Origin of the sequence: Clostridium kluyveri, from assembly GCF_001902295.1 — a bacterium.
In the GTDB taxonomy this organism is placed as follows: domain Bacteria; phylum Bacillota; class Clostridia; order Clostridiales; family Clostridiaceae; genus Clostridium_B; species Clostridium_B kluyveri_B.
The window spans coordinates 1,171,573-1,195,409 of the sequence record NZ_CP018335.1 but is presented as its reverse complement, the minus strand read 5'-3'; the positions used below and the strand labels follow the sequence as shown (position 1 = coordinate 1,195,409).

22 protein-coding genes, 1 other RNA gene and 2 pseudogenes are annotated in these 23,837 nt (G+C 31.0%); 2 read left to right on the top strand and 23 right to left on the bottom strand.

Annotation, left to right across the window (positions count from 1 at the left end):
- Positions 1 to 99: 99 nt before the first annotated feature.
- From rnpB to BS101_RS06035, 8 genes are all read right to left on the bottom strand, one after another.
- Positions 100 to 458, bottom strand: an RNA gene (gene rnpB / locus BS101_RS06070) — RNase P RNA component class A.
- Between the two features lie 96 nt (positions 459 to 554).
- Entirely contained in the window at positions 555 to 1,265 is a 711-nt protein-coding gene (locus tag BS101_RS06065; protein ID WP_073538009.1) for a zinc ribbon domain-containing protein, read from the bottom strand.
- Between the two features lie 89 nt (positions 1,266 to 1,354).
- Complete coding sequence (locus BS101_RS06060; protein ID WP_073538008.1) at positions 1,355 to 2,170, bottom strand: Nif3-like dinuclear metal center hexameric protein; 816 nt, start codon at positions 2,168 to 2,170, stop codon at positions 1,355 to 1,357.
- Positions 2,161 to 2,850, bottom strand: coding sequence for a tRNA (adenine(22)-N(1))-methyltransferase (locus tag BS101_RS06055; protein ID WP_073538007.1), 690 nt, complete (start codon positions 2,848 to 2,850; stop codon positions 2,161 to 2,163). Before BS101_RS06055 ends, BS101_RS06060 begins: the two co-directional genes overlap by 10 nt.
- A gap of 48 nt (positions 2,851 to 2,898) precedes the next feature.
- The gene (locus BS101_RS06050) at positions 2,899 to 3,786 is read right to left on the bottom strand and encodes a PH domain-containing protein (RefSeq protein WP_073538006.1); all 888 of its coding nucleotides are present in this window, start codon (positions 3,784 to 3,786) and stop codon (positions 2,899 to 2,901) included.
- 93 nt (positions 3,787 to 3,879) lie between these two features.
- Entirely contained in the window at positions 3,880 to 4,944 is a 1,065-nt protein-coding gene (gene rpoD, locus BS101_RS06045) for an RNA polymerase sigma factor RpoD (RefSeq protein WP_012101322.1), read from the bottom strand.
- A 20-nt stretch (positions 4,945 to 4,964) separates the two neighbouring features.
- The gene (gene dnaG, locus BS101_RS06040; protein ID WP_073538005.1) at positions 4,965 to 6,737 is read right to left on the bottom strand and encodes a DNA primase; all 1,773 of its coding nucleotides are present in this window, start codon (positions 6,735 to 6,737) and stop codon (positions 4,965 to 4,967) included.
- Between the two features lie 264 nt (positions 6,738 to 7,001).
- The gene (locus tag BS101_RS06035) at positions 7,002 to 8,027 is read right to left on the bottom strand and encodes a deoxyguanosinetriphosphate triphosphohydrolase (RefSeq protein WP_073538004.1); all 1,026 of its coding nucleotides are present in this window, start codon (positions 8,025 to 8,027) and stop codon (positions 7,002 to 7,004) included.
- Positions 8,028 to 8,140: 113 nt separating this feature from the next.
- Here BS101_RS06035 and BS101_RS06030 point away from each other — a divergent pair, with 113 nt between their 5' ends.
- Positions 8,141 to 9,181, top strand: a complete 1,041-nt coding sequence (locus tag BS101_RS06030; protein ID WP_073538003.1) for a CotS family spore coat protein — start codon at positions 8,141 to 8,143, stop codon at positions 9,179 to 9,181.
- Positions 9,182 to 9,312: 131 nt separating this feature from the next.
- On the opposite strand, the gene bioA is transcribed toward BS101_RS06030, so the two are convergent.
- The 7 genes and pseudogenes from bioA to hcp form a co-directional block, all read right to left on the bottom strand.
- Complete coding sequence (gene bioA / locus BS101_RS06025; RefSeq protein WP_073538002.1) at positions 9,313 to 10,668, bottom strand: adenosylmethionine--8-amino-7-oxononanoate transaminase; 1,356 nt, start codon at positions 10,666 to 10,668, stop codon at positions 9,313 to 9,315.
- 19 nt (positions 10,669 to 10,687) lie between these two features.
- Positions 10,688 to 11,413: a dethiobiotin synthase gene (gene bioD, locus BS101_RS06020; RefSeq protein ID WP_073538001.1), complete on the bottom strand. Its 726-nt coding sequence runs from the start codon at positions 11,411 to 11,413 to the stop codon at positions 10,688 to 10,690.
- Between the two features lie 53 nt (positions 11,414 to 11,466).
- Positions 11,467 to 12,024: a biotin transporter BioY gene (locus tag BS101_RS06015; protein WP_073538000.1), complete on the bottom strand. Its 558-nt coding sequence runs from the start codon at positions 12,022 to 12,024 to the stop codon at positions 11,467 to 11,469.
- A 240-nt stretch (positions 12,025 to 12,264) separates the two neighbouring features.
- Positions 12,265 to 13,326 (bottom strand): FAD-binding protein, encoded by a 1,062-nt coding sequence (locus tag BS101_RS06010; RefSeq protein WP_073537999.1) that lies wholly within the window; start codon positions 13,324 to 13,326, stop codon positions 12,265 to 12,267.
- A gap of 31 nt (positions 13,327 to 13,357) precedes the next feature.
- A pseudogene (locus BS101_RS24545) lies at positions 13,358 to 13,432 on the bottom strand (helix-turn-helix domain-containing protein); the annotation flags it as partial.
- Between the two features lie 10 nt (positions 13,433 to 13,442).
- Positions 13,443 to 13,931 (bottom strand): DUF2975 domain-containing protein, encoded by a 489-nt coding sequence (locus BS101_RS06005; RefSeq protein WP_073537998.1) that lies wholly within the window; start codon positions 13,929 to 13,931, stop codon positions 13,443 to 13,445.
- A 785-nt stretch (positions 13,932 to 14,716) separates the two neighbouring features.
- Positions 14,717 to 16,420: a hydroxylamine reductase gene (gene hcp, locus BS101_RS06000; protein WP_073537997.1), complete on the bottom strand. Its 1,704-nt coding sequence runs from the start codon at positions 16,418 to 16,420 to the stop codon at positions 14,717 to 14,719.
- A gap of 116 nt (positions 16,421 to 16,536) precedes the next feature.
- Between hcp and BS101_RS05995 the strand changes: the two genes are divergently transcribed.
- Complete coding sequence (locus tag BS101_RS05995; RefSeq protein ID WP_073537996.1) at positions 16,537 to 17,232, top strand: Crp/Fnr family transcriptional regulator; 696 nt, start codon at positions 16,537 to 16,539, stop codon at positions 17,230 to 17,232.
- A 116-nt stretch (positions 17,233 to 17,348) separates the two neighbouring features.
- On the opposite strand, the gene asrC is transcribed toward BS101_RS05995, so the two are convergent.
- The 8 genes and pseudogenes from asrC to BS101_RS05955 all read right to left on the bottom strand — a co-directional run bounded on the left by asrC (position 17,349) and on the right by BS101_RS05955 (position 23,747).
- Complete coding sequence (gene asrC, locus BS101_RS05990) at positions 17,349 to 18,296, bottom strand: sulfite reductase subunit C (protein WP_156876122.1); 948 nt, start codon at positions 18,294 to 18,296, stop codon at positions 17,349 to 17,351.
- Between the two features lie 17 nt (positions 18,297 to 18,313).
- Positions 18,314 to 19,105, bottom strand: a complete 792-nt coding sequence (gene asrB / locus BS101_RS05985) for an anaerobic sulfite reductase subunit AsrB (protein WP_073537994.1) — start codon at positions 19,103 to 19,105, stop codon at positions 18,314 to 18,316.
- A complete protein-coding gene (gene asrA, locus BS101_RS05980; RefSeq protein ID WP_073537993.1) occupies positions 19,106 to 20,107 on the bottom strand; it encodes an anaerobic sulfite reductase subunit AsrA in 1,002 nt (333 codons plus the stop codon).
- 58 nt (positions 20,108 to 20,165) lie between these two features.
- Positions 20,166 to 20,342, bottom strand: a pseudogene (locus BS101_RS05975) (formate/nitrite transporter family protein); the annotation flags it as partial.
- Between the two features lie 22 nt (positions 20,343 to 20,364).
- Entirely contained in the window at positions 20,365 to 20,919 is a 555-nt protein-coding gene (locus tag BS101_RS05970; protein WP_073537992.1) for a hemerythrin domain-containing protein, read from the bottom strand.
- Positions 20,920 to 21,007: 88 nt separating this feature from the next.
- On the bottom strand, positions 21,008 to 21,202 hold the full coding sequence (locus BS101_RS05965) for a hypothetical protein (protein ID WP_073537991.1): 195 nt from the start codon (positions 21,200 to 21,202) through the stop codon (positions 21,008 to 21,010).
- 270 nt (positions 21,203 to 21,472) lie between these two features.
- Entirely contained in the window at positions 21,473 to 22,159 is a 687-nt protein-coding gene (locus tag BS101_RS05960) for a cadmium resistance transporter (protein ID WP_073537990.1), read from the bottom strand.
- Positions 22,160 to 22,319: 160 nt separating this feature from the next.
- Positions 22,320 to 23,747, bottom strand: a complete 1,428-nt coding sequence (locus BS101_RS05955) for a Na+/H+ antiporter NhaC family protein (RefSeq protein WP_073537989.1) — start codon at positions 23,745 to 23,747, stop codon at positions 22,320 to 22,322.
- Between the last annotated feature and the right edge of the window lie 90 nt (positions 23,748 to 23,837).

Below are 23,837 nucleotides of genomic sequence, written 5' to 3'. Positions count from 1 at the left end.
TGTATAATACAAAATATTAAAGCCACCAATTTGTTAATAATTGGTGGCAATTAGTATGGCAAAATAAAAAGCACTAAGCTACAAGCCTAGTGTTTTCAATGGGTAAGTAAACCTATAAGCCGAGTTCTGTATTAGACAATCATCTATCTAGGCCTATTGTTACCAATAGGCTCCAGCGATACTACCCGAAAGCAAAGCGGGCCACTTTTTAATACGCTTTCCTATTCGATCTTGCTTCAGGTGGGGTTTACACAGCCGCAAAGTCACCAATGCGCTGGTGAGCTCTTACCTCGCCTTTCCATCCTTACTGAAGCAATAATTTCTTGTTGCTTCAGCGGTATATTTCTGTTGCACTTTCCTTCAGGTCACCCTGACTGGGTATTACCCAGCACCCTGCCCTATGAAGCTCGGACTTTCCTCTCCTGTAATTATACAGCAGCGATTGTCTGGCTTACTTACGAGTTAAATAATATCACAGTTAATAACACATTACAATAAAAATCTGAAATAAATTATAGGTTAAATTAGATAATAATTGAAAACATCTGTTAATTTTAAGATATTTTATTACAACTTATTATCCTTCCACAATTATCACAGTAAACTATACCTCTATGATTTTTCACATTATCTATAGTCATGGCAGATACTTTCATTTTACATCCCAAACATACCCCCTCTGATAATCTGGCAGCTCCTGTTCCTTTAATGGAGGATAGCTGATTAAACTTATCCAACAATTCTTTTGGAATCCGCTTCTCAATATCTAGAATATTCTGCTGGGCTTTTTCTATATTTTGTTTAATTTTAATTATTTTTTCACTACTGGTTTTTTTACTTTTATGAAAATCATCCTTAAGAGTAATTAACCTTTTTCCACTACATTCCTTTTGTTGTAACAACTCTTCCTCTTCATATAACAGTTTTAGATTTTTCTCCTCTAATTCTTTCATTTTACTTACTTTTGATTCAATAGATTTTTCCAACGAATTAATCAACTTCAAATCATATTTTGAATTTCTATATAATTTATCCTCTTCAGAAGTTATTTCTTGCTTAATAATATTAAGTTTATTTTCAACATTTTCTATTTCTATTTTATTTTTTTTTAGTTTAGTATCTACAGATTTATATTTTTCTTTTTCCTGTTCAAATTCATCCTTTATTTTTTTCATAGAATGAATACCTAAATCAATTTTTAATTCTTTTTTACATTTCTTTATTATTTCCTTATTATCTTGAATTTCAACGAGCAAATCCATCATAATACTACCCTCCCTATTAAATTAATTCATCTTCAAATATATGATATTATTACTAAATTAAAAAAGCAGAAATGAAATCACCTTCATTTCTACTTATATTTATACGGACTTCTATTTACTTTTGATAAAATTACAGTATTACAAAATCCATTAGATTCCATTTTTTGCATTAAAACCTCTGCTATTTTTCTCATAGCAGGCCATTCTGTTTCAAAGTGACCGGCATCAATTACAGCAATTCCCTCTTCTTGAAAATCACTTACATAATGATAAGTAGTATCTCCAGTAATTATACAATCTACACCTAATAGCTTTGCAGAATTAAAATAACTTTCTCCACTTCCATTTATAACTGCTATTTTATTTATAATTTTGGATTCACTTCCTGAATATCTCAGCATGGAAATATTTAAATTATTCTTTACTTTATTGCAAAGTTCCCCCAGTGTAATAGGAACCTTAAGCTCACTAACCCTGCCTATACCACAGTTATCTCCTACACAATCCTCAATATCTGAAGGATCAATAATATGGCAGCAATTTAACTGAAGTAGCTCCATAATAATATCATTAATCCCTCCTTGTACAGAATCAAGATTAGTATGGGCGGAATACACATTTATGTTATTTCTTATTAACTCTAGTATCTTCCTGCCAGTTAAAGTATCTGTAGTTACACTATCTGGCCTTTTAAACAACAACGGATGATGGGTAAGTATGAGATTACACTTATTTCGTTTTGCCTCTTCTATTACTTCTAAAGTACAATCTAAAGCTATCAATATAGAAGTTACTTCACTCTTCATATCTCCTACCATAAGTCCTACATTATCATAACTTTCTTTAAGTATAGAAGGAGCATATTTTTCTATTATATTATGTATATCTTCTACCCTCAAATACATTCTATCAGCTCCTGCAATTTTTCTATTTTACTTAATAAATTTACTTTTCTTTTATTTGCCAGTTTCGTATCTTTATTTATATTTAAAATTATCTTATTATAATTATCAATTTTATTCTTTAAAAATTTAAGAACAAGGCTGTGTTTCTTTTTTATTAATGCCTCTCCTACTTCATAAAATATACTGTCTACATATTTAATATCTTTATCATATTTTACTTTTATTATCTCATAAAATTTATTTTCGTCAATACATAATTCTTCATCTAATATTTTAAATCCATTGGTATATATATACTTTCTTAATACCTGCGAATGCTGCATAGGTTGGAGGATTAATGATTTTGCCCTCTTAAACACTTCCAGATCTTCTTCTATTATATCCCTTATAAGATTTCCTCCCATACCTGCAATTACTATTTCCTCAGCTTCCCCCGGACTTATAGTTGAAAGTCCTCTGCCTAATCTGCAGTGTATTTTATCTTCCAATTTATGAAGCTTTATATTAAACTCTGCTTTTTTTATAGGTCCTTTATTTATATCAGAAGCTATAGCTCTCCTGCAAATTTTATTCTTTACTAGATAAATAGGCACATAGCCATGATCTGTTCCTATATCTGCCATACACTGGCAGTTATCCACCATATTTAATAAAGTTTTAAGTCTTAAACTAATTTCCATATAATTCTCCATTCTAAAGTGGCTCATTGAAAATCATAAGATTCAATATTATCTAAATGTATAAATTATCTTCATCTGCATAACTAAAAAAATTATTGAGACTATCAATGCTGCATATAAAAACTTATAAGAGTATCTTTCGTCATATCTAGAATAAATATATCCTGCATAGTACATACAAAACAATAGCCCCATATTTAAGAGACCATAACTCATTTGTTTAAATGCAAACTGCCTACCTGTCCCAAATTCTACGGCTGTAAAATTGGGTTGAAAACTAAGAGGCATTTTATCAGGTAAATTTCCATGAAGATATAATATTATTGGATTTAAAGTAATTAAAATTATAATTATAGCAGTAATTACAAATGGTATAAAAAACTTTTGTTTTCTACTTGGATTAACAATTTTACTTAATTTATTTTCCCATTCCGAATAAAATATATTTTTTTTATTCAATTCCAATTCAAATCCATAAAAATTTTCCGGAGATAAAGCATAACTTGTTGTGCCTGTTTTTAAATATATGACATTTTCAGTTGAAGTGACAAACATCTGCGTATTCCCTATTTTATGAATAAAAGATTTACCTATGGCAAATTTATTTTTACCATATCCCGATACCTTTACTCCCTTAATTCTACCCTTTGACTTCTGATACATTTGAATGCTGCCAAAAGAAATTTTTTCATTTTTAAGTTTTAACATGCTAGTTATATATAAATTTTCTGCATCTATAAAATATCTTAATGTTCCACAGACTATAATATAATATAACTGATATAGATTAATGGCTATTAAAGTGAATTTTAAAAGAATAGATATTTCATAAGAATCTACATAATATATTAAAAATATTAGTAAACTATTATATAAAATGGACACACCCAATATAATATATACCCCTATACCTTTTGCTGACTTATAAATTTTCACACTATTCACCACCTTTCAATGCCCATTATAGCACAAACTGCACCCTCCACTAAGATGATATCCTATATATAAAAGCACCCTGCAAATGGTGCTTTAATCTAGATAATCCTTTAATTTTTTACTTCTGCTTGGATGTCTCAACTTTCTAAGTGCTTTTGCCTCTATCTGTCTTATTCTTTCTCTAGTTACATTAAATTCTTTTCCCACTTCTTCTAAAGTCCTTGCTCTTCCATCATCTAATCCAAATCTTAACCTTAATACTTTTTCCTCTCTTGGAGTTAAAGTATCCAGTACATTTATAAGCTGTTCTTTAAGCATAGTGAAAGCTGCTGCTTCTGCTGGAGCCGGAGCCTCATCATCAGGTATAAAGTCTCCCAGATGACTATCTTCTTCTTCTCCAATTGGAGTTTCTAAAGATACTGGTTCTTGTGCTATTTTCATAATTTCCCTGACCTTATCTACGGGCATCTCCATTATCTTAGCTACTTCCTCTGCATGGGGTTCCCTTCCCAGTTCTTGAAGTAACTGTCTTGAAACTCTTATAAGTTTATTTATAGTTTCCACCATATGAACTGGTATTCTTATAGTTCTAGCCTGATCTGCTATTGCCCTTGTAATTGCCTGCCTTATCCACCAGGTTGCATAAGTACTAAACTTAAATCCTTTCCTATAATCAAATTTTTCCACAGCCTTTATAAGACCTAAATTCCCTTCCTGAATTAAATCTAAAAAAAGCATTCCTCTTCCCACATACCTTTTTGCTATACTGACTACTAGTCTTAAATTAGCTTCTGCTAATTTCTTTTTGGCAATTTGATCTCCTTCTTCTATTTTTTTTGCAAGGGACATTTCTTCTTCAGGTAAAAGCAAAGGTACTTTACCTATTTCCTTTAGATACATTCTTACGGGATCATCTATAGCAATGCCTTCTGGAACCGATAAATCTAAATTTTTTTCATTTAATTCTAGCTCATTCATATCTCCATTCACTTCTATTCCCATAGATTCAAGTACCTCATATATTTTTTCTATTTGCTGTGGACTTAAATCTACCTCTTGTAATTCATCCATTATTTCTTTATAAGTTAAAGTGCCGTTTTTTTTACCTTTTTCTATGAGCTTCTTAACTAATTTTACTTTTGCACTTTTATCTTTCATTTACTTGCCTCCCTTGACCATTACTGTATTTCACCTATTCTTTTTTGTATTCCCATCAACTGTTGTGCAAACTTCAGAGATTCTTCCAAATTTCCTTTAGATTCATATTCCTTTATTTTTCCAATAATATTTTTTTTATATTCTTCCAATTTATATTTTTTTATTTTATTTGTAAAATTATGTAACATATTCATCCATTCTTCATTATCATATTGAACTTCTGTTTCCATAATATTTATCCATTCTTTAGACGTATCTATATCTATACATTTTAATTCTATATACTTTTTTCTTTTTTGTGCATCATCATACTTCATATTTTCAATTATATATTCATATATTTTTTTATGACTTTCTAGTATAAGTTCATCATTTCCTATTTCGTTCAAACTATATTTAAAAGCTTCATCATTTTCTAGTATAAGCTTCAAAAAAGCTCTCTCTGCCTTTAAATATGCGGGTTCTAAATATAATTTTTGTCCAAAACCCATATCTATATTCATATTTACATCTTTTTTTACATTTTTTTGTACATTTATATTCAACATGTCATGAAGTATCTGTTCCTTTATACCTGTATCTTCCCATAACTTCTTTATATGTATTTCTCTTTCTATGGGATTTAACTCGACTAATATTTTTAATACTTTTTCTGTATACTTTGCAATATCTTGTGAATTATTGAAATCTATATTCTTTTTTATATTTTTAATTCTATAATCTATTAAGTCATCAGCTTCTTGTATAAGCTCCAAAAATGATTCCCTTCCATTATTTCTAATAAATTCATCTGGATCTTTTCCCTGAGGTATAGATAGAATCTTCACCTCTAAACCTACATTTTTAAGTATACTCATACTTCTTAATGTAGCTATTTCACCTGCCTTATCCGCATCATAGGATAATATTACTTTATCTACATATCTTGCCATGAGCTTTGCCTGATTTACAGTGAGAGCTGTTCCTAAAGAAGCTACAACATTTTTTATACCATATTGATGGAGAGCTATACAGTCCATGTACCCTTCTACAATTATGAGAGTCCTAGATGTATTGCTTTTTATAGCAAAATTTAACCCGTAGAGATTTACACCTTTTTTAAATAAAGGAGTTTCTGGTGAATTTAAATATTTGGGCTTTGAATTGTCTAATACCCTACCTCCAAATCCTATTATTTTTCCCCTATAGTCAAATACTGGAAACATTATTCTATTTCTAAATCTATCATAATAATTTCCTTTTTCACTCTTAATTATAAGTCCATTTGAAAGCATATCTAACTCTGTAAATCCTTTATCTTTTAAAAAATTCATCATATGATTCCAACTATCATTAGAATATCCAAGACCAAATTTTATTATGGTATGTTCCGTTATGCCCCGGTTTAATAGATATGATTTAGCGGATTTATTTTTATTTAGAGAATAAAAAAAATATCTAGCTGCCTCTACATTTAATTTATATAAATTCTCAAATGTACTTTTTCTATTATTTTTATTCTTACTTAAGTCTATATCTATATTTACTCTATCTGCCAACAATTCTATTGCTTCTAAAAAGTTTAAATTTTGTGACTTCATTATAAAAGTTATTACATTGCCTGCTTCTCCACATCCAAAACATTTATATATTTGCTTATCTCTAGATACACTAAAAGAGGGAGTTTTTTCATTATGAAAGGGACATAGCCCCAAATAGTTCCTACCTGATCTTTTTAGCTTTACCTTTTCAGATATTACATCTACTATGTCATTTTCCTCTTTGATTCTTTGAATGACATCTTCCGATATCACTAAATTCCCCCCCTATCTTAAATTATTACGCTCAAGAATAAATATATTCGACATAAATTACTATATTCCTTCCTTAAAAATAAATATTTTTCTTTTTTTAATGAAAATATATTATATATAATATATTCTTTATAAAAATTAAATATCCTTCTGTGAAAATAAATAATTAATTTAATATTAAATTAATTATTTATTTAATATATATAAATTAGTCTTATTATATTTATATTCGTATTTTACCCATATAATAGTAAAAATTATTCTTCAATATATAACAAATTTAGGCATATATATGTTATTAAACTGCATAATACAATAGTCGTCACTCATACCAGCTATATAATCTGATACTCCCCTATAAAGTCCTTCATTCTCAACAATGCTTACATAAAATTCAGGCATTTTATCTGGATTCTTTAAAAAATAATTAAATACTTGTTCTAGTACAAATTTAGCTTTATTTCTTTCATCCTCAAGTATATTACCTCTATAGATTTTTTCAAACATAAATTCTCTTAGTATGTTTAAGGCTTCAAATACTTCCTCACTTAGAGATACCTCTCTCACTCCTTTTTCAATGTTTTCTATAGTAGTGTAAATGCAATCTTTCACAAGTGTATCTATTCTTTCACTATTAGTATTTCCTAGTATTTTTACTGAATATGAAGGAATCTGTTCATTTTCTAACAGTCCTGCTCTTATAGAATCATCTATATCATGATTTATATAGGCTATTTTATCACTATACCTAACTACCTGTCCCTCTAATGTCATAGCTTTTGACTTATTTGAAAAGCCACTGTGATTTAATATTCCATCTAAAACTTCTTCAGTTAAGTTCAATCCTAAACCTAGTTTTTCTATTTTTGTAAGTACACGTACACTATTTTCACTGTGATTAAATCCTCTAGGCAAAAGTTTATTTAATAATTCTTCTCCGCTGTGGGCAAAAGCTACATGACCTATATCATGTCCCATTGCTATGGCTTCTATTAGATCTTCATTTAATCCTATACCTTTTCCTATGCTTTTACCTATTTGATTTACTTCCAATGTATGGGTAAGCCTGGTTCTATAATGATCCCCTTGAGTTTTTATATATACCTGAGTTTTATGTTTAAGTCTCCTAAAAGACTTACTATGTATTATTCTATCTCTATCTATCATATAATCAGTTCTAATATTGTCTTTTTCTTCATTTATCTTTCTTCCCTTGCTGTTAGAAGAAAGAGCAGCTTCTTTTATTAACATCAACTTTTCTTTATCTTCTATCTTTTGTCTTATATTCATATAAATCATCTCCTAAACTTTATTATTTAAGATTGCTTTTTTAACAAGGAACGTATATTGTAAAAAACTTTCTAATATTATTATAAGGGAAGAACTTTTTAAGGAGTTTTTGTATGGATTTATTGTCTGAGGAAAATGTAAAAGAACATGTACTGCCTAAATACAATATGGCAAATGCAGATATAACCAGAATTAAATTTAAAGACACAAACAAACAAAGAGCAGTGTATAAAATATCCCATTTAAATAAAAATTATTGCTTAAAAAAAGTATACTTTGACGAAGAAAATTTGCTCTTTGTATACTCTGCAATAGAATGGCTATTTAGAAACCACATAAATGTTCCGAGAATATTGCCTACAATTCACAAGGAACGCTTTGTAAAATACAATAATATGCTTTTCATATTAACACCCTGGATAGATGGTATAAAATGCGATTATGACAACAGTTCCCACTTGTTTAGCACTACTTTAAACCTAGCAAAAATGCACAATAGATCTAAAAACTTTATTCCAATAGATAAAAGTTATAAAAGAATTAATTTTCAAAATATATATACATCCTTTGAAAAACATTTTAGACAACTTTTAAATTGTTCAAATTTGTCTTTCAGATATCAAGACAAATTTTCTAAATTATTTTTAAAGAATTTTGAAGTCAACTCCACCTTAGCAGAAATAGCACTTACAGTATCTTCTACTATAAACTATAATAATTTAACGACTTCCCTTTGTCACTTAGATTATGTAAATAAAAATATAATATTCGATAATAACAATAAAATTTGGGTAATAGATTTTGATAAATGCAGCATAGATTATTGCTCTCATGATTTATCTTACTTCTTAAGAAGATTTCTAAAGAGAAATAATATCAATTGGGATTTAAATACAGCTATAAAATGCTTATCTCTTTACGAAGAAGTCTCTAGTTTAACTTTGGACGATTATAAGTATATCATTTCTTACTTATCCTTTCCTCAAAAATTTTGGAAAATATCCAGAGACTACTATAATAATATAACAAAATGCAACATGAGTTCTTTTTTTTATTTATTAAAAAAAGCTTCTAATAATACTATTAATCAATTAGAATTTACAATAGGCCTTGGAAAATATACAGAAAAAAAATTTAACACCACAATTAATTAATCACTATCAAGATATACTTAGATTGATACCTTTTATAAAATAACTAAACCGACCTCTTCCTATCTATGAAGAGGTCGGTATTATTAGGTAATGATTTAAAATATACAATTTACCATTTATTGTAATTTAGCTTATAATTTATTTTCTATAAAATACTCTTCTATACTTTGGAAGCATTTATTTACCATAAATTTTATTTCCTCTTCATTAATAATATATGGAGGAATAAAATAAAGAACATTTCCAATAGGTCTTAATAATAACCCATTGCTAAGAGCAATCTTATAAATCTCATATCCTATTCTCATCTCCCAAGGATAGTTTTTTTTGGTGAATTTATCTTTTACTATTTCAACCGCTGTTATCATACCTATGTTTCTAACTTCACCTATATGTTTTGATACTTTTGCCTTTTCCAATGTAAGTTTTTTTATTAACTTACCTTTTTTTCGATTGTTCTCAATAATATTATCCTCTTCGAATATTTTTAAACTTTCTAAAGCAATGGCACAACTCATGGCATTACCTGCATAGGTATGACTGTGAAGAAATGCTTTTCGTTCATTATAATCACCATAGAAACAATTATATATTTCATCTGTTGTCATAACCACGGACATAGGCATATACCCTGCAGAAATTCCTTTTGAAAGGCACATAAAGTCTGGACTTATTTGGGCATGATTACAAGCAAACATCTCTCCAGTTCTACCAAAACCAACTGCAATCTCATCTGCAATAAGATGTACGTTGTATTTATCACAGATTTTACGCAGCTTCTCTAAATAATTAGGTGAATATATCTTCATGCCTGCGGCTCCTTGAACCATTGGTTCAATTATTACAGCACTTGTTTCATCATGTTTTTCTTCCATAAACTTTTCCATATCTGCAAAGCACTCTGCATTACAATTATCTCTAGTACAGCTATATCTACACCTATAACAATCTGGCCCCTCTACTCTTATAGTATCTAAAAGAAGAGGGTTGTATATCTTATTGTACTCATCAATATCACAAACGGACAAAGCACCTAAAGTTTCTCCATGGTATGCATCGCTCAAAGTCATAAATCTTTTCTTTTTAGTGTTTCCCTTTTGCATATGATAATGGAAACTCATCTTTAAAGCTATTTCTACTGCTGAAGAGCCATTATCAGAAAAAAATACTTTCCTTAGCCTATCTGGCGTTATATTTACCAGCTTTTCTGATAAATCTATTGCAGGCTTATTCGAAAAATTTGCAAATATAACATGTTCAATATTATCTATCTGTTTTTTTATAGTCTTGTTAATTCTTTTATTGCTGTGACCCAAGGTGTTTGTCCACCAAGATGATACACAGTCTAAATATCTATTTCCCTCAATATCATAAAGCCAAACCCCTTCTCCCTTTTCTATAACTATAGGATTAAATTCCTCATAATCCTTCATCTGTCCACAAGGATGCCATATGTATTTTAAATCTCTTTTTACATAGTCATTCATAGCCACACCTCAATTTTTATTATAATTGTTCCATATGCTCTATTATATTCTCAGCACTAAAAGCTTTTTCAGAATGTATTCTTATAGCTTCTATCTCGTTATCATTCATATCCTTTATATTTTTAAGCTTTGCTATAATAGGTAGTTTAGTGATTTTTTCTATCATTTTAATATTATCATCATAAAATAAACTTTCTTCATATTTGTTTATTATAATGCCTTTGATTTTAATCCCTAAGTTTTCTATATATTTTGCTGTAAGCACTGTATGATTTATTGTTCCAAGCCCAGCACTTGCCACAATAATAACGCTCATATTTAAATCCTTAATAAGATTTCCAATGATATATACTCCTCTTCCATCATCTATCAATGGACACACTATTCCACCACTGCCCTCAGCAATTATGAAATCATACTTTTTCCTTAAATAAGCATACTTTTCTCTTATTATATCTAAATTCATAGGATTATTTTCCAACCTTGCTGCAAGGTGAGGAGATACTCCAGTCCTATAAACATAAGGTGTGATATTTTCATAGGGTTCTTCTAATTTACTCACATCACTTACAAGCTTAGTATCGCCAGGAATAAATTCATTGTCTATTTTTAAAACACCACTTAGGGCTGCTTTAAAGTAAACAGCATTATAGCCCCTGCTCCTCAAAACATGCATAAGTCCAGCAGTTACAACAGTCTTACCAATATCAGTATCTGTCCCAACTATAAATATACCCTTAGCCATTTTTTCTATCCTCCATCTTTAATTTACATATTTCTTTCGCTTAAGGAACTCCTTCATATATTAATATGTCCACTTTTTCTTAATGCAGGTAATATTTTTGTTGAAATATAGGCCGTAAATATCGTTAGTACCAAATCTCCAGCTATGCAAACTACAAAACCATAAAAAAATGCAAAATAAAAGGAAATGTTTTTCCCTAAATATAAATTATAACTAATGTACAAATATACCACTCCAAATAAATATATAAAGAACAAACCTGAAAGCAGCATAAATATTGCCTTAATAAAAGTTAGCTCCTTAATATTTTCTCTTATTTTACCTATGACATAAGCCGCTATAATAAAGCCTATAAGATACCCAAAGGTAGGTTTAAATATATAATTAAAACCACCTCCTTCAGTAAAGACAGGTACACCAACAAGTCCAATAACAACATAAACTATTTGTGATAAAGCCCCTAGTTTTGAGCCTAAAATTACACCAGCTAAAGCACAAAATAGATATTGCAGAGTAAAAGGCACATATGGTATTGGTATCCTAATAAATGCTCCAATTGCTGTTAAAGCTGCAAACACAGCTACTAAAATTAAATTTCTCGTATTTCTCATAAAACATTCTCCCTACTCCAATATTTGCTTGTACATATCAATAATACTAAATGATCCTCTTATGGTCAACCATTATTTTAAATTTGGTTTACAATATACTTGCAGCCATATATTTTTACCCATAAAAACATAGGAGAAACCATAAATTTTTTGTTATGACTAACCGCACAAAATAATAAGGGAATGAAATAAAATCACATTGAAATCATTTTTGTGTCAATAAACCCTGTCTCATTATCACTAATTAATACTTTGCAGACCTGATTTCATAGCTAACTGTCTAAGTAATGGATTATACATAGCTGGAGATTTTAAATTTTTAATCAGTAAATTTAACTTGATATCCCTTACCCCCTGATTATATCTATCCAAAAATCCATCTATTCCCTCTTCAAGACTCTGAGCTAAATATAAAGAGCTTTTTAATGCGTAGCTGATTCCTTCTGCAGAGCTAGGGCTAATCGCACCTGCAGCTTCTCCAACTAGGGCTATACTATCCCTTCCTATATAAAACTGTGATACCTTCTTAGGCCTATAGATATATGCACCCTCTGTTTTTATTCTTTTATCAAAATTAAAGCCTATCTGTGTTAGTTTTGTTTTCAATATGTCATACTTTTCCCTAGTATTCTCCCTAGGTCTAAGGGCTGACCCTAATAATAGATAATTCTCCTTTGGTATTATCCAAGAGTAGAAATCGCTTATTTCTTCATCAAAAATTGCTGTGAAATAGGGTATATGATGTGGAAATTCAAACCATTCTTGAATTGAGATGTACTTCTCAGGAATATTTATATTTTTACTAATAGACTTCCTTAACTTCGAAGAGGCACCATCAGCACCTACAATAACTCTTGTCTTTGCAGATATCTCTTGTCCATTATAAGTATATCTAATTTCATATCCTCCTGGTATTTGAACAAAGTTTTTAAAAAAGGAGTTAAACTTTTTATCAACTTTAGCTGGAAGTATGGAAACTAGCCATCTATCAAATTTATTCCTATCCATATTAAAATAGAATCTCTGATATAGCCTTTCAAGATTATTAGTTAGATCAATGGTTCTTACAGCAAAAAGTTGCGGATTAACTAGAATATCTTTAGGTATCCCCAAACCCAACTTTGCAATTATTTTCTGAGCATCGGGGGCTAGTAATCCTCCGCAGCACTTATTTGCAAGATTTTTAGGATTATCACTTTCTAGATCCCGTTTATCTATTAATAAAACCTTATATTTATCTCCGATTAGTCGTGCAAGGTTAGCCCCTGCGGGGCCTGACCCTACAATGGCAATATCATACATCAATCTGCCTCCCAAGTTTCAAGTATTTTTTAATCTTTAAAATAAGTTCTGTTACACTCATTTTTCTTTTAGCCAGCATCACATCAATATTTATTATAATTGCCATATTATTCACCTCATATCATTAAATCATTATCTAATTTTATATCAATGGCATCTTTTAAAAGCCTCTGAAGAACAGCAGCAAAGACTGCAATCACCATTGAAGCAAAAATGGGCATTAATCCCAAGCTTATAAAACCTGTTATGTCTTCACCTTTACCTGCAATCAATATAACTCCGGATATCATTCCTACTACAATCAAGATACTGATGACCATTACACAGTATTTTATATACTTCAAAGCTCTAACAGATAATTCCGAGAAGGCTTTGTTCTGGTCAATATAACTTAAAAATTTTAAAGTCTGATATAAGGCAACGAAAAATGGTGTTACCGTTATATACGCACTTATCAAAAAGGGATACTGCAAGAAGGCAGTCTCTGGATGCGCTGCTGCACCTCTAGCGGCTATCCCGGGCAAGCAAAATATACACAAAGCAAGAACTGGAGTTCCGATAATAAAAACAGCTATCTTTAAAAAGAGTGTTGAACTATGTTTCATAAAAAGCACCTCACTTATTTATTGTCAATCTGATTTTAACACATAATTTATTGTTTTACAATAAATTATTATCGAATATAATTATATTTTTATTGTTCTGGAGACTTACTTGTAAGGTGAGAAGCCACTTTGTAAAGTGAGAAGCAATATATGTAAACGACAACTGAATATTTGTAAACGAAATGCCACTTTTGTACTCGAATCGCAGTTTTTGTAAACGAGAAGCCACTTTTGTAAACCAAATGCAGTTTGATCTTCAACTTTTATTGGAGTATTATAATAATCACAGGCATGCCAAAGAGGAGTCAACTCCCTCTCGATTTTTTTGTAATCGGAGAATCCACCCCTTTATTCCTTAGACAAATAGATGGTTGGCGGCACGCAAATTTATTATTTTTTGAGAAGAGCAGGTTTTAACATGATATCACTGGGGGCAACTGGTGCACATCTAAGTTTTGTTAAAACTTCTTCTCCAAGGATAAATGTCTTATCAAGTGATTCTTAGGTTCAGGTGGAGTTTGCTTATGAGAACTGCTTTTCTCCAGCTGAGCCTTAGAAGAACTTATCCAGGCGCGTAGCACTGCTTATCCCCCACTTTGATAGAAGATGGGGGGGGGTTAGCAATGGTAGCGATCGGATAAAAACAACGCAACAAAAAGACTAGCTCCTCACCAATCTTTTTGTAAGCCAGGATGCAGCCTCCTGGACATATATATTTAACTTAAAATTTTATAACTCAAATAAAGTTAATGGGCCGCAATTCGTTTTACGATTGAGCATATTAATTATTCTAAAAATAGTTTTAAATCTTCATCAGCAGTTCCAATTCCCGCTATTTTAAAATTTTCTACTAGAACTTTAGCCACATTTGGTGAAAGAAAAGCTGGAAGCGTTGGTCCTAGGTGAATGTTCTTAACTCCAAGGTGTAATAATGCCAATAATACTATTACAGCTTTTTGCTCATACCATGCTATATTATAGGATATTGGAAGTTTATTAACATCATCCAATCCGAACACTTCCTTAAGCTTTAATGCAATTACAACTAGCGAATATGAATCATTACACTGGCCTGCATCAAGTACTCTTGGTATTCCACCGATATCTCCAAGTTCCAATTTGTTATATTTGTATTTTGCACATCCTGCAGTTAATATAACTGTATCCTTAGGCAGCTTTTCTGCAAATTCAGTATAGTAGTTTCTTGATTTTGCTCTACCATCACAACCAGCCATTACAAAAAATCTCTTTATTGCACCAGTTTTAACAGCATCTACAACCTTATCAGCAAGAGCCAATACTTGATTGTGAGCAAATCCACCCACAATTTCTCCTTTTTCTATTTCAGTTGGAGCACTGCATTTTTTAGCCATAGCAATTAATTCTGAAAAATCCTTATTTCCAGCTTCATCTGCTTCAATATGCCTGCAGCCTGGTACAGCAGTTGCCCCTGTGGTGAATAATCTATTCTTATATGAATTTTTTGGAGGGATTACACAGTTTGTAGTCATTAAAATTACTCCATTGAATTTTTCAAACTCTTCTCCCTGCTTCCACCATGCATTTCCATAATTTCCTGCAAAGTGAGCATACTTCTTAAACGCTGGGTAATACTGTCCTGCAAGCATTTCGCCGTGAGTATAAACATCTACTCCTGTTCCTTTTGTCTGATCTAATAGCATTTGAAGATCCCTCAAATCATGGCCAGAAATCAGTATCCCCGGATTATTTCTAACTCCAATATTAACTTTTGTAATTTCAGGATTTCCATAGGTTTCCGTATTAGCCTTATCAAGTAAAGCCATAGCAGTAACACCGTACTTTCCTGCTTCTAATGAAAGCCCAACTAAATCATCTACTGATAATGAATCATCCAATGTAGCAGCCAGCGCTTTAGCCATAAATCCATGAACCTCTACATCATTATATCCTAAGTTCATAGCATGCTTCATATATGCTGATAGGCCTTTAAGACCATATACTATAAGTTCTCTTAAGCTCCTTATATCCTCATTTTTAGTTGCCAATACCCCAACTTGCTCAGCCTTAGCATCAAATTCACTAATATTATCAGCTGACCATACTGCTGCATCAGTAATAGTGATTTCACTTGATGCCGTTTTTAATAACTTTTTAAATATCCCACTAATACCTTTAGTTTCTCCAAGTTGTCCACCAGCTTTTATAACCTTATCTTTTAATTCTTGTCTTAATTTTAAAGTTTCCTTTACTCTATTTAAAAGTACTTCTCTATCAAAATTAGCATTAGTAATTGTAGCAAATAAGCTTTCCGTTATATACTTGTCCACATTAGCATCAATTACTCCAACTTTTCTTCCTTCATTACTCACTACTGCCAATCCCTTTGTTACATAAACTAGTAAATCCTGAGCTTTTGCTACATCTGCGGTTTTCCCGCATACACCTTTTACAGTACATCCCTTTCCCCCTGCAGTTTCCTGACATTGAAAACAAAACATATTTGACATAATTATACCTCCCTGTTTATTATTTACTATCTTTCCCTTGTAATTTCTATAGGATTATTATATTATAGAAATTAAAACAATTCGGTAACTTAGGATACGAAAAGGATGATAATTAAATGATAAAATCATATATTGAAATAATAAAAGATTCTCCTTTATTTTACGGCATAAAAAAAGAAGAACTCCTTTACTTGTTACAATGCTTAACTCCTAAAATACATAGTTTTAGCAAAAATGAATGTATAGTAAATTCGGGTGAGTCAATTGACAGGTTTGGTATAGTTTTAGAAGGGGAAGCAACTATTCTCAAAGAAAACTCCAAAGGAAATAGAGTTATTATTTCTGTAGTAAAAAAAGGAGATTTATTTGGGGAAATGTTGGTATTTTCAAGTCGTAAAATATGGCCGGCAACAGTGAGAGTACAAAACACTTGCAAAGTTTTATTTCTTACAAACTCAGACCTTATAGCTAGATGTGGAAAGATGTGTCCATGGCATAACGCAATGCTGCAAAATTTTATGAACGTAATATCAGATAAAGCCTTATTATTGAATAAGAAAGTTGAATACCTTTCGATTAAAAGTATACGGGGCAAAATATGTTCATATTTGTCGGAACAATATCAAAATACCAAAAACAATACTATAATTTTGCCCTTAAAGCGCAACGAACTCGCTGATTTTTTAAATGTATCAAGACCATCTATGTCAAGGGAGATGTGCAAAATGAGAGATGAGGGCATAATTGATTTTCACTTGTCTACATTTAAAATAAAGGATATTCAAGCCTTGAAGAGCTTTTGCGAATATTAAAAATATTGTTCTATAGAAATTATATATAATACCTCTTTAATTAATAACAACAATAAGTCAATATCACAAATTATAGTTAAAAAACGGGCACCAATGCCCGTTCCTCAGATCCTCTATTACCAATTAATATTTTCTTGTATCTCAACTTTATTCCTTAGTTTTACATCTTTTAATGCCCATTTCTTAAATTCATGATATCCGGTTCTATCTACAATATATCCAATATGTTCTTTTCCTAATGGCGCATCTTTATCAATATATTCTTCTATATAATCATAAGTATTTAAAATAATTTTTATTATACTCTCTTCATCTATCCATTTAGCAAAGTCCTTAGCAAGTCTTGGATTTTTCTTTCCTGTCCTTCCCATTATGACTAGCTTAAAGTATTTTTCATCACTTCTTGTCCATGCACCTGTTGGGCATTTCCCAACACATTCTCCACAGCCAATACACTTTTGGTGATCTCTCACAACCTTAAAATTTTCAAATGTTAGTGCTCCTGTGGATCTTTTCTTACAGTTCTTAACACAAGCTTGGCAGCCTATGCATCTGTAGCTGTCATATTGTGGTTCAGTCATTCCTATAATTCCAAAGTCCTGCATTCTAGTTTTTATACAATCATTTGGACATCCAGTTAAGGCAATTTTAACATGACGATCGTTAGGGAAAATAGCCTTTTCTATCTTCTTTGCAAATGCGGAAGTGTTATAATTAGCAAAAGGACATACCATATTTCCTATACATGCAGATACATTTCTTGTACCGGAGGAGGCATATCCTGTATTTGGATCTACCTGATTTATCTCTAATCCTTCTATTACAGGCTGAATAATTTCATTTATCTTAGGAATATCCTTCATATCTATTCCAGGTATTTCAAATCCTTGTCTGATAGTTATATGAACAGTTCCATTACCATATTCCTCAGCAACTTTTTGTAGTATTTCAAAGTATTTTGCTTCCATATGACCGCCTGGAACTCTTATTCTTATTGCAGTTTTTCCTCTTTCTTTAGTTACCCTAAATGCATTCTTTTTAAGGCCTTTTGTATTAATATCTATAGACATTATTCTCCCCCCTAATCCACTAAGTTCTTAGCCTTAGTATAATTGAAGACCGGACCTTCTAGGCAGATATAAGTATCATCAATCTTGCAGTGTCCGCATTTACCAAGTCCACAACACATTTTTCTTTCATAAGAAACCCAAATATTTTCTTCTTTAATTCCTCTTTTAATAAACTCAGCTAATGTGAATTTCAGCATTATTGGAGGGCCAACAGCCACCACTTGTGCTTTCTCCACATTTTCAATTTTTAAATCTTTAATATAATTAGTAATTAACCCTACATTACCACTATATCCTTCTTCAGCTTTATCTACAGTTACTGTAACTTGTAAATTATCGCTCCACTTTTTGATAGATTCTTTAAACACTATGTCATTTGGTGACTTGAATCCAGCTAAAAGATTAAAATTCTTAACTTCATTTCTGTTAGCTGAAAAATAATCCACAATTCCCTTAACCGGAGCTAGTCCAGTTCCACCTGCTGCTACAATAACTTCTTTTCCTTTATATATATTTACATCAAATCCATTGCCATAAGGTCCCCTCATGAAAAGTTTATCTCCTTTGAAAAAGGTATGGATAACATCTGTAACTACTCCCACACGTCTGATTGTTAAGTCTATATATCCCTCTCCTATTTCACAGACAGAAATGGGAGCTTCTCCGTATTTAGGTATAGAAACTTCAAAGAATTGACCAGGTTTCACATCACCTGTAAATTCCATTCTAAAGGTGTAATCAATATCTGTATGTGGAGTAATACTAATTATCTTACTAGACCTTGGTAAATATATATTCTCCATTTACTTCACCTCTTCCATTGCTTTGTTCAACTTATTTATGCAGTTTGAAAATGAGATATATTCAGGACAAGCATCATCACATCTTCCACAGCCTACGCACATATGGTAGCCAAATCTCTTTTTAAAATCATAAACCTTATGCATAACCTTAAACCTCATTCTATCACCTTGCTCTTTTCTAAAACTATGTCCGCCGGCCATATCTGTAAATCCATCTATTTGACAAGAAGCCCAAACCCTTCTTCTTTCTCCAACATTTCTATTATCCTTATAGAATATATCCTGCATTGTAAAGCAAGCACAGGTTCCGCACACAGTATTACATCTGCCACAAGCTATACACCTTTGTAAATACTCTTTCCAGCCACTCCAACTAAATATATTTGTATCTAAATTTTCAGGAACTTTTACTTCTTTTTCGTTAGCTTCTATAAATTTTGGACTTACTTCATACTGCTCACAAGTGTCAAAATATGATTTAAAGCTTTCATCTTTACATTCAACAAAAACTTGTCCATGTTTCACTTTTACAAATAAATCATATTCCTCTGCTTTATTAGTTTTCATACTTGCACAAAAACAATTTTCAAAGCTGTGTTCGCACTCTATAAGTATGAATTTAACTTTTTCTCTTAATTTCTTGTAATATGGATCTTCAGCGCCATTCTTTAAATATATTTGATCCAATCTCTTAACAGCATGCATATCACAGCTTCTTAAGAATATTAAACTCTTCTTATCCTCTGTTTTAGGTTCTGTTACGCTATCTTCTGTAAAATAAAACAGAGTTTGTGTAATTGGAAGTATCACTTCCTTGGGTGAGAAATTAGATTTTTTATCAAAATCTATTTCTTTAATATCATTAACTTGTCCATACCTAACAGTATCTGTGTCTGAGAAGGTGCCCTTGCCTTTTAAAAGTATAGGAGCATAAACCTTATATTCATCTTTTATTGTGGCCAAAAAATTATTAAACTTTTCTGAATTTAACTTATATCCCATCTTAATCCCTCCTTATGCCATTTTATTTATATTCATTATCCAATTCTCCAGGCTTTCTTATTGGCATAATCATGTTACCTGTAAATAATTTAGAACCAGCAGCTAATACTAAACTTAGTGCAATTCCAAAAGAAACCCCTATTACAATTTTAGCAGCTGGTGCATTTGCAGGGGATAGCAGGCCCCCTATTGTAAATATGAGTATAATACCAAAACCTACAAACATACCTGCTAACTATGCTAATATTTTGCATGAATTACTTATACTTTTGTTCAAGCAATTCTAATATTTGAATATACTGATTCTGAACACCATCTCTATTCATTTCCTCTTCAAAAGCATCACATTCCATATTGAATCTATTTAATATTTCTTCACTAAGAGCTCTCTTGGCAAAAGAATATACAACATTGTCCTCTTTATCTATATGCCTATTTAATAGATGTGTATAAGATACAGCATTGGCTATGACATCAAGTTTTGCCTCATCATCACCAGCCTTAACTTTGGCAAGTGCTTCTTCAAGCTCCTTCATATATAACCTTCCAAAATCATGCTCCACAAGCATTCCAAACTTAACTACCTTCTCAGCTGCACCTCCAATTTCATCCACCATTTTATTAAATAATAATTTCTCTTCCTTTCCATGATGATGCTTATCTGCATAATTTCTTACAAAGTCAATCATCATTTCAAAATCCATATAATCAATTTCCCTGCCATTCATTATACTTAAACATGCTTTTCTTATAACTTGCAGCATCCTTTTTATGTTTTTGTGTTCTTCAATCATTAAAACAATTCCATCCATAAACTCACACCTTTCTTATTGTATTTATTCCATTTTCTGTTCTAGTATACTTATATCCTGTACCACTTGCACTTAAGAATCCATTAATTCATGAATCTCTAAAATGATAATAATTATTGATATTCCCGCTAGCTTCATCCCAGTAAGCTTTATGAAGATCTCTTGTGGTTTCCCAGGTAATCATAGTTTCCCTATTTTCAATGATTTGATTTACCCTATCACACGGCATTCCTTCAAGCATATAATCAAAAATCAGCTTAAAAAAATATTCACCAATAGTCATATTTTTTATAATTTTTATAAGCTTTATCCTTTATTTTTTAAAATCTATAATTTATGTTTTAATTATAAGATTAATCTTTTTTATCTTCAGTATCCTTAGATACAAAAATTAAAAGTGAGGCATTGCTAACATTTATCTTAGTTTTTTAAATGTTAAGCTAGCCTTGTTTATAAGGCATATTTCTACTCCTCCCTAAGATTTTGAATATAAAAAAAACCATATCGTTAGATATGGGATTTTAGTCGTCGAATGAGAATATTGTATATTAATCTAAAATAAATTATGGGATATGAAACTTATTGTTCCATTTTCGATTAATATAAAAATTCCTAATCCTATAAATATTATTGGAACTAAGATATGCCTGTATTTTTCAATATTTCGACTCACAAAAGGCTGTTCTGCCAACTTTAAACCAATAAAACACCATAAGGCTATTAAAAGTACAAACACCAACACTGTTACCAAAATATCAAATAAATTCATGCTTGCGAAAAGCGGTATGTATATGCCAATATTATCTCCGCCGTTGGCAAAAGTTACGCTAGTTACTTTTATAACACTTGGATTAATAAACGTTTTAGCAAAAGATATTATACGATTTTTTTGAATACTATTTGTTCCTTTTGGTTCTTTATTATCAACATTTTGAAACTTTTGCTCAGCAGTGTTTTTACCGTCCCTGCTCTCTTTCTTATAGTGGAGGTATGTTTTTATCCCTAAATATATCGGTACTAATCCAAGCAGCCCTACATATTCATGAGGAATTACTGATACACCTATAGCACCTATGATACTTATTGTTGTTAATGCTCCGATTCCTAGATACTGTCCAATAATTATATGACGTATTTTCGTACTGCTATTTAATTGGGAGAAAAATAACATAAGTACAAATATATCGTCAATATTGGTACTAGAAAATGAAACAAGTGCAGTTATTATTGTACTAACCAATAATTTCCCCTCCATTTTATAAGTCTGCCATAGCTAATTCTAGTATATGATGAAATTTGTGTTTCATGCCCTACTGGGGTAAATTTACAATAGCTGTTGCCGTAATGACATTTTTCTGTATCATCTTCTGCAATTCCATGTCCGCCTTTGTATTATAACTTCAAATTGCAAATGAAAAGGCTATAAATAAGATGGATGATATTACTATAGAAATAATGCTATAAGGTAAAATTGTCTTAACATGCTTCATTAGGGGAACTTCTGCTATGGTAGATGAAAGAATTGCTGTTTCTCCCAGTGGTGAGGCATTATCACCTAGAGAACCGCCGGCAAGCACAGCTCCAATAACTAAAGGCAGATTTGAATTTGTAGTTACGGCAAGTGGCACAGCTATTGGCATGAGTAATGCCCATGTCCCCCAAGCAGAACCCATAAAATATGAAGCTGCACAACCAATCAAAAATATTACAACTGGTATTAGCACTGTTGGTACTTGTGGTCCAATTGTATTGGTAATGAATTTTGCAAATTGCAAATCTTCTATTATACCTGACAATCCCCAGCTTAATATTAGAACTATTATAGGCGGCATCATTTCATTTCCACCTGACAAAAAATGACTTTCTATCTCAGCCATAGGTATTTTTTGAATTAAGTAAACTACTGTAGTAATTACAATAGAAACTGCTGCTGATAATAAAATAGATTCTCCAAATTCTGCATTCATTATAGCACCTAAAAATCCTTGACCCTTATTTTTTCCAGTATACCAAAAGAAAAAGAATGTAGTTAAAATAAGTATTGTTAATGGAATAATCAAGTTAAATGGTCTTGGTGGTGCTTTCTCTTCAAATTCACATTGTTCATGCGCCTCATGTCCATGTGGCTCTCCTTCGTCAGTTTGTTTTACTTCCTTAATCCTATTAACTATACTATCAAATTTTAGATTAAAAAATATTATACCTATGCTTATAAGTATCATAACAATGGCATAAAAATTATAGGGTATGCTCTTTATATATAGATTATAAGCTGATTCTTTAACTCCTGCCTTACTTAAAGCTGAACTAATGACCCCTATTATGTAACCCACGTAAGTAGTTGCAAATGGAATCAAAATAATTAATAAACAGGATGTTACATTGACTATTACAGCTAGTTTATCCTTGCTGCCCTTTGTTTTCTCTATTAATGCTTTGCCAATAGTCCCTGATGAGATGACATGAAAACAACAATCAATAAAGGTAAAAATAGATACTAGCCATATACTCCCTAAAGCTCCTTTTTCGGTTTTTACATATTTGTTTGCTAATTCAGAAAAACCTTTTATTCCACCTGATAACTTCATAATCTCACCAAAGGCACCAAACAGAAATAGAAACATTATTATATAAACACTTTCTTTATCTGCAGTTGCATTAACTAAATGTTCTGTAGCTAAAATACACCCATTAATTATATTTCCCCCTGCAAGTAATATACCACTGACTAAAATTCCTACAATGAGCGCAGCTATTATTCTCTTCGTAATCATAGCTAAAACAATGACTATTATAGGTATAAAAAGTGAGACTATTCCTTGGCTCATATTATCATTTCCTTCCTATTACATAATTACTATCAAAACTATTATTTGTAAAATCACTACAAAATACCCTTTTTAAATTTTGGATATATT